Origin of the sequence: Nocardia sp. NPDC050697, assembly GCF_040654395.1 — a bacterium.
Classification (GTDB): Bacteria; Actinomycetota; Actinomycetes; order Mycobacteriales; family Mycobacteriaceae; genus Nocardia.
The window spans coordinates 12560-26069 of sequence record NZ_JBFAHY010000008.1 but is presented as its reverse complement, the minus strand read 5'-3'; the positions used below and the strand labels follow the sequence as shown (position 1 = coordinate 26069).

Annotated in this window: 11 protein-coding genes; 7 read left to right on the top strand and 4 right to left on the bottom strand. The window is 70.2% G+C overall.

The annotated features are described in order from the left end of the window. Positions 1–30: 30 nt before the first annotated feature. The 7 genes from AB0H71_RS25295 (at position 31) to AB0H71_RS25265 (ending at position 8711) form a co-directional block, all read left to right on the top strand. Complete coding sequence (locus AB0H71_RS25295) at positions 31–786, top strand: hypothetical protein (protein WP_357025649.1); 756 nt, start codon at positions 31–33, stop codon at positions 784–786. Positions 787–788: 2 nt separating this feature from the next. After that, positions 789–2576, top strand: coding sequence for a BTAD domain-containing putative transcriptional regulator (locus AB0H71_RS25290; protein WP_357025646.1), 1788 nt, complete (start codon positions 789–791; stop codon positions 2574–2576). A gap of 723 nt (positions 2577–3299) precedes the next feature. Next, positions 3300–4499 (top strand): AAA family ATPase, encoded by a 1200-nt coding sequence (locus tag AB0H71_RS25285; protein ID WP_357025643.1) that lies wholly within the window; start codon positions 3300–3302, stop codon positions 4497–4499. A gap of 35 nt (positions 4500–4534) precedes the next feature. Next, positions 4535–6325: a VWA domain-containing protein gene (locus AB0H71_RS25280; protein WP_357025640.1), complete on the top strand. Its 1791-nt coding sequence runs from the start codon at positions 4535–4537 to the stop codon at positions 6323–6325. Positions 6326–6454: 129 nt separating this feature from the next. After that, entirely contained in the window at positions 6455–7042 is a 588-nt protein-coding gene (locus AB0H71_RS25275; protein ID WP_357025637.1) for a hypothetical protein, read from the top strand. Positions 7043–7405: 363 nt separating this feature from the next. Further along, entirely contained in the window at positions 7406–8167 is a 762-nt protein-coding gene (locus AB0H71_RS25270) for a hypothetical protein (RefSeq protein WP_357025635.1), read from the top strand. Between the two features lie 91 nt (positions 8168–8258). Then, entirely contained in the window at positions 8259–8711 is a 453-nt protein-coding gene (locus AB0H71_RS25265) for a hypothetical protein (protein WP_357025632.1), read from the top strand. 112 nt (positions 8712–8823) lie between these two features. On the opposite strand, the gene AB0H71_RS25260 is transcribed toward AB0H71_RS25265, so the two are convergent. From AB0H71_RS25260 to AB0H71_RS25245, 4 genes are all read right to left on the bottom strand, one after another. Beyond that, on the bottom strand, positions 8824–9783 hold the full coding sequence (locus AB0H71_RS25260; protein ID WP_357025630.1) for a hypothetical protein: 960 nt from the start codon (positions 9781–9783) through the stop codon (positions 8824–8826). Between the two features lie 273 nt (positions 9784–10056). After that, positions 10057–11469 carry a cutinase family protein gene (locus tag AB0H71_RS25255; protein WP_357025627.1) on the bottom strand — a complete coding sequence of 471 codons (1413 nt, stop codon included), beginning with the start codon at positions 11467–11469 and terminating at the stop codon, positions 10057–10059. Positions 11470–11493: 24 nt separating this feature from the next. Further along, complete coding sequence (locus AB0H71_RS25250) at positions 11494–12477, bottom strand: C40 family peptidase (RefSeq protein WP_357025624.1); 984 nt, start codon at positions 12475–12477, stop codon at positions 11494–11496. 7 nt (positions 12478–12484) lie between these two features. After that, positions 12485–13483, bottom strand: a complete 999-nt coding sequence (locus tag AB0H71_RS25245) for a replication-relaxation family protein (RefSeq protein ID WP_357025621.1) — start codon at positions 13481–13483, stop codon at positions 12485–12487. Positions 13484–13510: the final 27 nt, after the last annotated feature.

Here is a 13510-nt window from a genome sequence, read left to right as displayed (position 1 = left end):
GCGGCAACGCTTCCCGAGGAGGCGAGATGCATGGTGAGGTATCCCGACGATCCGTCCGATGACGAGGTCGATGTGTGGGTCGATCTGCCTCGGGCCCGGCCGGAGCTCCATGTCGTGGGCGGTGACGGCCCCGGCGTCGCTGTCGAGGAGCCGGATCGGTCGTCCTCGTCGCGGGAGGTCTGGCTCGCCCCGCTCCGCGACGCCGACGTTCCCGCAACGGCCGATATCGGCTGGTTGTCCCGATGGCGGGGCGGCGGCCGGTATCGGCTGCCGCGCGGGGCCTGGGCTGTTGCGGGGGTGGCTATCGCCGTCCTGATCGGGGTCGTGGTGGTCACGCCGACCGGCAGCCGTGACACCGGCCAGCAGGTCCAGTCCACCGCCGCGCCGCCGAGCCCGAGCACCGCCGTGCAGGGACCGTGCGCCGGGCTCTCGGGGGAGGTGGTCACCGACCGCGCCGGTGACCCCGCCACGCTGGCCGGGGTGATCGCCTCGTTCGAGGCCGCCTATTTCATCGACCGCGACGTCTCCAAGGCGATGCCGCTGCTCGCGCCCGAGACCGGGATCACCGCCGATGCCCTCGCCGCGGGCATTGCCAGCATCCCGCCGGGCACCCGGCATTGCGTGGCGATCAGCGAGATCGCGCCGGGCACCGCGACCGTTCACATCGCCGAGGTGCACCCGGACCGCACGCGCGTCGACTACCTCCAGCTGATCAACACCCGCCCCGCCGATACCGCCGATACCGGCACAGCGCTGCTGATCTCGAACTTCCAGAAGCAGGGATAGCCATGAGATCGGGCTCGCAGGCGCCCCTGCTGATCGCGGTCGCCGGACTGAGCCCCCGGGCCGGGACCACCACGACCACCGTCGCCCTCGCCCGCGCTTGGCCCGGCCCGGAGGCAGCGCTGATCGTGGAAGCCGACCCCGCAGGCGGTCAGCTCGCCGAGATGGTCGGCGCGGACCCGCATCTCGGGCTTGCGAGCCTGGCACGCCGGACCAGCCCCGGCCAGAACGTCACCCCGGAGCTGCTCGCCGAGCACGTGCAGTTCCTGCCCGGCGGTGAGGCGCTGCTGGCCGCCCCGCCCCGCCGCGACCCCGCACGAGCCCTCCCGGCCGCGCAACTGCTCACCGACCCAGCCGTGGACTGGCGCGGTCTCGGAGCGACAGTGCTCGCCGACTGCGGTGTGCCCGAGCCGGACTCGCACCCGGTCCTCGAGGCTGCCGATGCCTGCCTTTTCGTCGTGCGCGCCGAGCACATCGACCCCGGGCGCGCCGTCGCGCGCATCCGTGCCCTCACCGGTAACGGCCGCCCCCGGGGCGTCGTGATCATCGGCGGCACCCGCGACTACGCCACCGCTCTCGGCGTCCCGGTCGTGGGCACTCTGCCCGTCACCCGGGCCGGTTCCCGAGCGCTCCTGACGGGACGTCGCCTTCGGCGGTCCGCGCAGCTGCTCCCGCCCGCCCGGCTCATCGCCACCGCCGTTCACCTGCAGCTGCGTGCGGCCCGCTTCGCATCGCCGCTCGCACCCCACGCAACCCGTCAGGACCAGCCGAACCGTCGTGCCGACACCGGGCCGACGATCTATTCCATCGACCCGCCGCCGCCATCCGCACCGGAGCCCGTGGCCGTGGAGCCACCGGTGCCCAGCACAGAGCCACCCCGCCTCGATCCTGTCCTCGCGAGCGACGCCGAGGACGCCAGCCAGCCGGGCGAGGACGACCTCGCCGCGGCGCCGCAGTCCCGTCCGGTCTCCGCCCCGCCCGAGGTCGGCTCGTCTGCCCTGGCGATATTCGTGTTCGGGGCGACGAAAGTGTTCTGGGCCGCGCCCGAGTCCAGGGCACCGGTGGACGTCACGAGCCAGTTGCAGCCGCGCAGCCGCGAGATCGTGGCCTTGCTGGCACTGCACCCGGAGGGGCTGAGCCGATCTCGGTTGATCGATCTGATCTGGGGCGCGCACTCCCCGCAGCGCTCGGCCGCCCTGAGCAATGCCCTCTCGCGGCTGCGTGCCTCGATCACCAACGCCACCGGCGGGCAGGTCACCGGAATACTGATCGATGACCGGCTGCACTGCCGCCTGTCGGCCACCGCGGCGAGTGTCGACTACTGGGAGTTCCTCGCCGCTGTCGCCGCGCGCCGCCGCGCAAGCACCGACACCGGCCGCAGCGCGGCGTGCCGGATCATCACCGGCATCGCGACCAGCGACCTCGCCGACGACCTCACTGCCTCCTGGGTCGAACCACTGCGCGAATCCGCCCGCCGCGACGCCCACAACGCGCTGGACTGGCTGGCCACCCACGACACCGACCACGATCCCCGCGCAACCCTCGGACTGCTCGAGACGACCGCCGAAACCGACCCCTACAACGAGACCGTCTGGCGCGACATCCTGCGCCAGCACGCCCGCCTGGGCGAATACGCCGCTCTCGCCCGCACCTACACACTCATGACCCGCAAACTCGGCGAGATCGGCGAAACCCCGAGCCGCGAAACCCGAGAACTCCTCGAACGCCTCCGGCGAGGAGAAGATCGAATCCACTCCACCTCCATCCCTGACCGGCCGGGCGGAAACCGATAGCCCATGCATACCTGGAAATCGGCCGAAATCCGGTAGCCTGATAGTTGGAATAGCCGAATTTGCCGCGAATATCGGCCATCGATCGGCCCTTCGGTGCCCGGTTCGGCCGAAGCGTCTTTTCAGGCCGCATCGAATCGAGCCATTTCTGAACGTCGCAAACTCAAGCTGGAAACTCCGGCTGGTCCATTTCTGTCGTTACGTGGCGAAATACGTGCGGAGATACGTGCGGAAATGCGTGGGGCGATCAAGTGCCCCCACCTTCAGGCGCTATATCCGCAGCTAGAGTGTCATATTCTCGCGCGCATGGCACCCGGGATTGTCTATACACAAAGCAGTATAGACATGCGTCGCTGGCCCTGATCGGCTGATCTATTTCTTCGTCGGAGGCCGTGGTCCATTTGCTCTTACTCCTTCTCCTCCTCCGTTTTTCGTTCTCGTTCTAGTCTCTGTCTTTATATTTCTATTTTCTTGGTCGACTGCCTGTATTCGCGCTCGGCCGTCGCTGTGCACGTTTCGCATTCGGATTGCGCTGCGTGACTCGTCCTTGTCCGGAAAAATTCCGGGAAATTCGCGCACTTTTGGGGTTGTGAGCCTGTTCGAGGTCGAGCTAGCGTCGAGCCGTTCCCGGAATTCACCGGGGAATTCGCAGAAATCCGAATGGCGGCCCCGCCGCACCTGTGCCGGAAAGGCGCACGAATTCGGATCTGATTTCCAGGAGTTGCAATGACCACCACACCCGCCACCGTTGCACCGGCCGCCGGTCGTCTGCCGAACGGGGAGCTGCGGCGCATGGTCGCCGCTGCGCTGGCCGCCGACCCGGGCCGCGACATGTCGCCCCGTGAAATCGCCAAAGGGCTCGACCGTTCCTCCGGGGCGGTCGGCAACGCCCTCGAGTCGCTGACAACGGCCGGGCACACCGACCGCACCTCGGCCAGCCCCCGCCGCTACCGCGCCACCGCCAGCACCGCCACCGCCGCCGCACCGGCCGCCGCCACCGCGACACCGGCCCCGCCTGCGGCCCCGGCAGCACCGGCCCCCGCCAAGGCGGCCAAACCGGCACGCCGCAGGAAGAAGGCCACCACGCCCGCGCCCGCCGCACCGGCGGCACCGGCGGCCCCGGTCCGCACCGGCAACACGGTGGTCCGCCCGAACGGGCAGAGCTACCACCTGCGCAAGCTCGCCGGGCGCGCCGATGTCGAGGTGCTGCACACGATGCGCACGGCCGAGGTGCCGGTGCTGCTGTACGGGCCGCCCGGAACGGGCAAGACCTCGCTCATCGAGGCCGCCTACGGTGACCTGCTGACCGTACAGGGCGACGGGGACACCACGGTCGCCGATCTGGTGGGCGAGTACACCCAGAACCCCGATGGCACTTTCGTTTTCGTGCATGGGCCTTTGGTCCGGGCCATGCGTGAGGGCCGGGTGCTGTTCATCGACGACGCGACCCTCATCCCGCCGACCGTGCTCTCGGTGGTGTACCCGGCGATGGATGGCCGCCGCGAGATCGTGATCAAAGCCCACCGTGGCGAGGTGGTCAAGGCCGAGCCCGGCTTCTTCGTGGTGGCCGGGCACAACCCCGGCGTGCACGGGGCGGTGCTGTCCGATGCGCTGGCGTCGCGGTTCGCGTTCCAGGTGGCCGTGGGCAGCGACTTCGACCTCGCCACCCAGCTCGGGGTCGACTCGCGCGCGGTGACGGTGGCCCGGGCGCTGGCCCGTCAGAAGGACAAGGGCGAGGTCGGGTGGGCCCCGCAGCTGCGCGAGCTGCTCGCATTCGCCAAGATCGCCGCCGCCACCGATGAGGCCACCGCCCTGGCCAACCTCGTAGGGGCCGCGCCGGAAGAGGACCGCGATGTCGTGGCCGCCTTGGTGAAAAGGGTGTGCGGCCGTAGCCACGCCCCCCTCGCCCTCGGCCCCCGACTCTGACCACGCCACCCGCCCACACCGAAAGGCACGCCGCTATGACCGGCCACGTGATCACCACCCCGCCCGCCGCCCCCACTGCCCCCGCCACCCCGGGCACCGGCCCCGCTGCACCCGCCCCGACCGCTACCGCCGCCCCCGCCGCGCCCGCCCCGGCGTCGGTCCCGGTGACCGGCGGATGGGCGAAGCTGTCGGCTGCGATGACGGCCGAGGCCCCGCCGATCGCCGACCGTGACGACCTGACCGTGGCCATCGCCCCCGGCGCGGCGTTCGGGCATGCGGCAGCGTTCACCCCGAGCCGTGCGGTGATCGAGATCGACGGCACCCACCTCCCCATCGACCCCGGCGACGCGCACCCCGAACGCAACAGCGACCGCAACCGCTACCCGGTGGTCTGGGGCGCGCTGGTACACGAGTGCGCCCATGCCAAACACACCCGGTGGGAGCCACCCTTCGTGGCGCACCCGGCGGTGGTCGAGGCCGCCTACATGCTCGAGGAGTCCCGGATCGAGGCCGCCCAGATTCGCCGCCGCCCCGACGACCGACACTGGTTGCGCGCCAGCACCACCGAGATCGTGATCGGGGACAACGGCGGCGCGGTCGCCGCCGCCCGAATACCGCCCACCCCCTTCAACGCCGCCCACAACGCCGCGCTCATCCTGGCCCGCCAGGACGGCGGCATCCTCGAAGAGTCCGAGTGCACGCCCGCCGCCACCGCGATCGAGGCCATCCTCGGCACCGACACCCTGGACAAGTTGCGTGCCATCTGGCGCGAGGCCCACACCGTCGCCGATACCGACACCGCCGCCATGCTCGAACTCGGCCAGCGATGGTTCGACCTCATCGGCCCCGAGACCCCCGCCGAGCCCGACCGCGACTCGGTGCTGGGGGCCGCGATCGAGGTCACGGTGACCAACATCGGCGACGCGGTCGCCGCCTCCCCGGCCGACCCCGACCCGGCCGAGGTCGCCGCCGATGCGCGTGAGGCCGCCGAACAAGCGGCAGAGGAGGCGGCAGCAGAGGCGCGCGCAGTGTTCGGCCCCGCCTCGAGGCAGGGCCGCACGGCGAGCCACGCCAGGACCCGCGCGGCCCGCCCGGAAGAGCGTACCGCCGCGCGGGTGCTGGCCCGGACCCTGAACACCGCCTCCACCCGCGAACGGGTCCCGGTGAGAACGACTTCGGCGCTGCCACCGGGCCGGTTGCGGATGCGGGGCGCGATGGCACGGCAAGCCCAGCGCGCCGCCGGGGCGATCCCCACCGCCGAACCGTTCACCCGCACCACTCGCAAGACCGTCAAGGTGCCGCCGCTGCGAATCGGGATCGCCTGCGACGTGTCGAGTTCGATGAGCGACTACGCCGCCCCGGTGGCCTCGGCCGCGTGGATCATCGCCCACGCCGCCGAACTGGCCACCATGCCCGCCGAAACCGCGACCGTCACCTTCGGAGCCTCGGTCAAACCGATCACCTTCCCCGGCACCGCCCCAGAGCGGGTCACCGAGTTCGACTGCCCGGACTACATGCACGCGATCGATGCCGCAGTCAACGCCCTCGACGGTGCCCTCGCCCTGGCCCGGCCCGGCGCGACCCGTCTGCTGGTGATCATCTCCGACGGGCACTACCGGGGCATCGAACGCGCCAACGCCCAGCGCCGCCTCGACGCACTGCGCGCGGCCGGATGCGCGGTGCTGTGGCTGGCACCGCACAACACCGACCCGGAGACCGCCGACCCGGACCCGCTGGCCGGGGTCACCGTGCACACGGTCACCGACCCCGCCACCACCGCCACCGCCATCGGCCGCGCCATCACCGCCGCCGTACGCGCCGCCTGAGTACTCCGAGTGCCCTGGGCGCGCATGCCGCGCCCGGGGCGCCCGAATCCGGGGCCGTACCCGGCAGCCCCCGCCCCTGTGCCCCGGACAACCCGCCCGCACCACGCGAGCCCGACGAAAGGAAACCCGATGGCACTCGTACGACAGGACAGCGAGGGACTGTTCGTCATCGTCGGCGGATGGATCGCCCGCCCGCCGACACCGGAGACCACCCACCTCACCGCACTCGGAATGCCGCGTTTGCGCACCCGGCACGCGGTCGGCGACACACCGCACGCGAGTCACCGCGGCGGAACGATGGCCCGAGTCGGTGGCGAACAGTGGTTCATCGACCGCGAGGCGGGAACCCGCCTCTCCGCCAACCGGCGGCCGGGCGCGCCCGTCTCGCCCACCCCCGGGCTCGCGGACAACAGCCTCCTGGTCCCCACCACGGCGGCCCTCGAAGCGATCTACGTTATTGCCAACGCCATCACCGGTGATCAGTTCGTCGTCTACGCCCCCGGCTCCCACGACGAGCGCGGCATGTACACCGTGGCCCACGTGACCGGTGGCACGGGCGGCCATGCTGTCCCGCGCATTCACCTCGTGCACCCCGACGACATCGCCGCCTATGCCACCGGTGCCGCCGACCGCATACGCCGGGGCAGCCACCAGCACGGGGTGAGCGTGTGGCTCGACCGCACCACCGGCACCCTGCACCAGCACCTGGCTCGATGAATTCGCCGACAATCCCGGGGACGCTCTCGCGCCGCGCACAACAGACCCCGACGGGGCCCTCGTCTCCGGTCCGCGTGCTCGCCCGCCACGGCCCCGCGGCGAGGGCGCCGGAAGTGACGCTCGGCCTCGACGCACAGGAATAGCCGCGAGTCGAATTCCTCTCGTGCCGTGCGTGTTCCAGATGTCGCAGAGAGGAATTCGGGGGCCGTAACCGTTTTCCACGTTCCGCTTGACATCACACGCCCTATCGAGCGGTCATGGATCCCGGAACAGCACCGACCCCCTGGGGGGAACCGCCCCGATCGGCGCGCATTCCGTCCCCACCGGGACATCACCCGAACCCACTGTTGGAAGGAAACCTGCATGTCCAAGAAGAAGAACGCCACCGCCGTGCCCCCGGCACCGCCCGCGCCCACCCCGGAATCCGGTTCGCGGTCGGATCTGGTGCCCGTGCAGCGCCGCGACAGCACCCCCGCGTTGTGGGCGGCGCTGCGCGCCCACCCCGGCAGCACGACCGCCGCGCTGGCCGAAATCGCCAGAGTCGGACCGTCCACCGCGCGGCGTCTGCTGGCCCAGTGGGAAACCGCCGGTCGCGCACAGTCGCACGCCGACCCCGAATCGCCCCGGGCCGCCAAAACCTGGTCCCCGGGCGCGGACACGCCCGCCACCGTCGACCCGGAACCGCCCGCCGACCCGGCCGGGCCCGCCGCGTCGGAACCCGCGACGCCGGAATCCGCGACGCCCGCCCCTACCAACCCGGCCGACGATCTGGCGGCCCCCGGCACGGATGTGCCCGCCGACACCGACCCCACCGGGCAGACCCCGGTGGTTGCCGCCACGGGCGACGAACCCGCCACCCCGGCTCCCGTCACCCCGGCCCCGGCCGATGTCACGGCAGCGGTGCAGCAGGAGTCGACGGTGCTGCGGCTGCCCGCCGGTGGGTTGCGGGGGCTGGTCGAGGACTTCCTGCACGACAACTCGGGAAAGGAGTTCACCCCGCACCAGATCGGCAAGGCCCTCAACCGGTCCAGCGGCGCGGTCCACAACGCCCTGGTCAAGCTGACCAAGGACGGGACCGCTCACCAGACCGGCGAGGCCCCCAAGAAATTCAAGCTCGCATCCTGACGACGGGCGATGCCGGAATCCCCGGAGCCGGTAACTCCGGGGAGTCCGACACCACGCCTCTCAATGTAATCCCTGAGAAAGGTGCTCGACCATGTACATCACTCCCATCCCGGCGGTCCTGGCGTCCGCGCTGCACAAGGTGTTCGCCGACTCCGCACAGGCCCCCGACAGCCTCGCGTTGTGGCTCGACATCGCGGCCGAGGCCGCGCGTGAGCTCAGCATGCCGGTGGTGCCTCCTGCGGTCCCGTGGGTGCCGGTGTTCCTGCGCTACCGGTTCAACCGGACCGAGGGCGAGTTCTTCCCGCTCACCGGCACGGTGCGGATCACGACCGGGCCGCTGGTGCACCACGTGTTCGCCGATCTCGACAGCGCCGCGCGGGCGGTTGTCGAGGTGACCCCGGTCCCGGAGCCCGATGCGGTCCCGGAGCCCGATGCGGCCCCGGTGCCCGAGGTGGTGTCGCAGGAGTTGCCGTTGTGGCGGTTCCGTTCCACCGACGCCCCGGCCGCATCCACCGCGCCCGCTGTGACACCGCTCATCTCCTGACCCGCGCTATCGGCTGAAACGGCTGGTGGCGCCGAGCCATTCGCTCGGCACCACCAGCCGTTCCCATGTGCTTGGGGACGGATATTGCGGGCCTTTGATCACCCCCCTTGTGCTACCGCCAATCCACTCTTGAGCTCTTCGGGGCTATCCGGTCGAAGATTGAAAAGTCGAGGCCCGCAATCCAGTCCTGGATCTCCAGGCCATACGCCTCGTACAAGAAGTGGGCCGCCGTGATCCAAAAATTGTAGTGGTCTCGTCCCGATAGGCTCCACACGGGGCGGAAGGCGTAATCGGCGGTTCCTGCATCGTCGTCCACAGACACCTCGACTATATTTCGTTCCTGCAACTCGTCCAAGCCCATATTGAACAACCTGGAGTCAATGACACGATTCTTAACGTTCTGCACCGGTAGAAAGGGGCCACCGTCTGATGGGTCGCCAAAATCGCACGTGCGGTGTAACTCGTCACGGCAATCAAGCAGCCAAAGGTGAAGCAATTGGGAAAGAGTATCGATTGCGACTTGCGAGAGTCGTTGCAGACTTGCCCGGGCACCGTTCAGGGCGTCGACAAACCTCGCAATGTCCTCCTTGTCTTCGAGACAGAGGGACTCCAGCAACCCTTCGGCAGTAGCAGCGGCTCTCGCTGGTCTTAGTCCGGTGTCGATGGCTCCGGTAGCCGTCTGGACACATGCCCGATCTTGTTCGATCGCAGCGGTGACTGCCTCGGTAACCTTCGCTTCGTGCTTTTCCTTCATGGCGCGTAGCCGCTCTAACGGGAAGTTCGCCTCGCCCGTATCCGGCGCATCGACCTCGCGGCCGTGGGTCGCGCACATAAGGATCAAGTTGCCGATGGCGGCCCTTTCCTCTGCTGTCATCGGACTGTCCCCACGTGGTGCGTCTCTTTCGGCGCCGACGATGTGTGCGACGGTGCCGATCCAGCCGCCGGTCGGAGATGTTAGCGGTAGCCCGCAGTCGGTCATTGCACAGCGGCCTCCCGACCTGAACATTAGTTCGCGCATAGTCTGCGTCTTGATCGGCAAGCGAGTCTTGCCTCCGCCGCTGTTCTTCGCCATGCAGATGATGTTGTCAGACTGATCAACGATAAGACGTTCGACCGGCGGTGATCTTGGATTGCTAGCGGTAGCCCTCCTTCGAGACCGGCCGGTATATATCGCAGTTCACCACCCGTCCGTCGGCTGTCAGTGATCGTCACAGCGCCATGACTTCGCGGATCCGTGTCTCGTCCGAATCGCGGTGACGGTGACGCCGCCCGCCACGATCCGCCCGGTGACGGACTTGTGCCGCCGCGCTATCGGCTGAAACGGCCAGTGACCCGGTGGCAGGTGCTATTTGGTGCGGTCGATCACCTGGGCGATCCAGTCGGTCGGTGCGGGGGCTGCGGTGTCGTAGCCGGTGGCGTCGAACACGGCAGTATCGCCGTTCCGGGCGGCCGTATCGCCGGTGCCGGTGATGGGGCCCGCGCTGGCGGTGGTGGCGGTGCTGTAGGTCTGAGAGAGGGCGAGGAACCCGGTGCCGGTGAAAGCGGTGGCGGTGGCGGAGAGGAGATCGGCGGCGATCGGTGCCAGCCCGGTCAGTGCGAGAAGGGCCGCGACGGGGTCGCCCTTGGTGAGGGTTTCCAGGGCGGTCCAGGCGATCTCTTGGGCTCGGCCGATGTCGGTGGCGATGCGGGAGATGTCGAGTCCGGCCAGAACTCCGACGATCTCGGCGGCGATCGTGGCGAGCCCGGTGGTGTCCAGCGGCGCGGCCAGCCTCAACGCAGCGGCCACGAGACGCAGATCGAGGCCATCGGCCACCGCGACCAACGGGTGGAACTGGTTGTTCAGCTCGCCCGAGACACGGTGCAGGCCCGCCACGTCCCCTGCGGTGAGCAGGCCCGGCAGCTGGGCGAGGTCGGCCACGATAGCGGGCACGTTCGCGGTGAAGCTGGCGAGCCCGTTGAGCACGATGACAACCTGAGCGAGCACCTGCGACGGGTCGAGCTGCCCGGTCCAGGCTGTACCGGTGGTCGTGGTAGGCACACTCGGCGTGGCGGGGACCTTCGCGGTGGTCGTGGGGGAGGCGGTGGCGGTCGGGGGCGAGGAGGCGGTGGCGAGCGCGCGGCTCACCGCGGTGAGGACCGGCGAGGACTCGGGCGTGGTCGAGCAGTAGCTGTCGCCGTCGAGGCAGAGTGTGCGGACCCGCTCGGTCAGTTCGCCGAAGTCCAGTGACCGCGAGTCGGTGACGCCGTGCCCGGGGACCGGGGTGCCGAGCTGGGTGGTGGCGGGGTCGCGGCGCGGGTCGGAGACGAGCGCGACGGCCATGACCCGGGAGGCCGGGATCGGTCCCTTCCCGTTGCCGATGCTGGCGGCGAGGTCGCCGGTGACCTCGGCGCCCTGGCCGTAGCCGGCCAGAACGACTCGCGTGTCCGAGCACAGCGCCGAGACAACCGCGGTGAGTTCGGCTCCGCTCACCGAACCGGCACCGTCGCTTGTCGGGGCGAGCGTGCGGACCTCGATATCGCTGCCGTAGCGAGCGGTCAGTGACTGCCCGAGCCGGGTGAGGATGCCGGGCACGGCCTGAGCGGGGGTCGTCTCGTAGGTGCCCGGTGCCAGCAGCGCGGTCCAGCGCGGGCACTGCGCCCCATCGCGGCCCGGCGTCGGTTCTGCGGCGGCGACACCGGCCGTCACGGTGGTGGCGGCGACGGCCGCGCACAGTGCCAGGTGTGCGGCGCGCCGGGTGTTGTGGAGGTGGTGGCTCATGGGGTTCTCCGTCCGTTCGGGTGATCAAGGGGTGGCGCGGGAGTCGGTGTGGTCGGGGGTGGGCCGGGTGGCGGTGTAGTAGTCGTCGCCGGGCCAGCGGTAGGGCGAGACTTGGACCGGTTCATCGAAGGTGGGGGCGTGCACCATCTGGCCGCCGCCGAGGTAGATGCCGACGTGGTGGACGTCGCCGTCGGTGCTGTAGAAGAGCAGGTCTCCGGGGGCGAGTTTGTCCTCGGGAATGGTGGTGCCGGTGTGGACTTGGTCGTAGGTGGTGCGGGGGATGGAGATTCCGGCGGCGTGGTAGGCGGCTTGGGTGAGGCCGGAGCAGTCCCAGCCACCGTTGACCTCGGGTCCGTTGCCGCCCCACACATACGGCAGGCCCAGCTGGGCGCAGGCGAAGGAGATCACCCGCTGCGCGGTCGGGGTCGGCGGCGAGGCTGTGAGGCAGTCGCCGCCTCGATAGCGGGTGGCCTGGTCGAGGACTTGGTCGACGTACCAGTCGGCGTGGTTGTAGGCGAAGATCGCGGTGCGCAGGTCTGCGGGTGCGCCGGAGTCGCAGAGGTAGAACGCGGCGGCGTGGACCGCGTCGGAGGGGTTGTAGCGCGAGGGCGGGCTCGCACCGCCAGCGGGCAGCTGATGGCGGCCGGTCACCGAGTCGAAGGTCGGGGCCAGGAATTGCATCGGGCCGCCCGCGCCGGAGGCGTTCTCGCCCGAGGACACTCCGGGAAGCGGTGAACGGGCGTGGTCGGTCTCGATCTTGCCGACCGCGGCGAGCACCGACCAGTCCAGGCCGGGGCAGTCCCCGGCGGCGGCCTGGTAGAGCACGAGCATTTCCGCCGGGATGTCCTGCTGGGCTTCGCTACTAGGGGTCGTCCCTGTGCCGGTCGAGGTCCCCGGGGCGGGGGCGAGCGCGTGGTCGAAGACGACGACGGCGCTGACCACGGCTGCGATGACGACCGTGAGGAACACGAACGTCCCGAATCCCGCTCCGAGTGCCTTGACCAGCATCGCTACCTCACCAGAACTCCGGCGCCGGGGGACTCGGGGGCGGCGGGGCGAGAGCGACGGTCCCGCTCGACGGTGCCCAGCTCGACTCCGAGTCGATGCCGTCTTCGGGCGCGGTCCGTCGTGGCCAGACGGTGCCGAGTTCGTGCAGGTTCCTGCGGTGGGAGTCGGTGTGCAGGGGCAGCCACACGCGGTCGGCCGGACTGGTCCCGGAGATCGAGCCGAGGAACTGCGCGGCGGCGGTGGCGACCGGTACCGCGTCGGGATCGGGTAACCGCTCCCACGTCCGCCGCAGGGCCGCACGGGCATTGACCTCCCGGATGGTGGTCGGTACCCACACCAGGACCGGGACGACGACCCCGGTGGTCCGGGCGAGTTCGGCGAAGCCGTGGAGCTTGGCCGCTACCCGGGGCAGGGAGGTGGTTCCGAGGTCGTATTCGAGGAAGAAGTTGAGCAGGTCGTCGCCGTGGGTGTAGCGGCCGTGGGCGTCGGGGCGGGCGAGGTCGCCCCAGAGCCGTTGGCAGCGGGTCTGGGACCACCAGCGCGACACCTGCCCGCCGTGGGGGTGGGTGATCAGGGCGGTGAACCATTCGGCGACGCCGAGGGTGTGGGTCAGGTGCAGGCTGTGGGCGACCGAGAGCGTGGCTTGGTGGTTGTAGCCGAGCTCGCGCACGCTCACCCCGGCTTCTGCGGCGAGGATCGTGGCTCCGGCCGGGGCGAGGGTCCAGTGGTAGGGGGCGGTGCCCCGGACTCGCAGGGGCCGGAACCGGTCCAGGACCCGGTAGGTGTGCAGGATGGACAGGCGGCGGCTGGCGATCTTGGTGGTCGGGAACGCCAGGTCGGCGAGCTGGCCGGTGGTCAGGACCCGGTGCTCGTAGACCATGCGCAGGATCCAGCGGTCGCGTCCGGTCAGCGCCCGTACCACCGAGCTGTTCTCCGGGCGGGTGGTCGGTGACCAGGCCGGGCGCGGGGCACGGGTATCGGCTTGCCTGTCGGGACGGGAGATCATCGATTCGGGACCTTCCTCGGGGGCGTG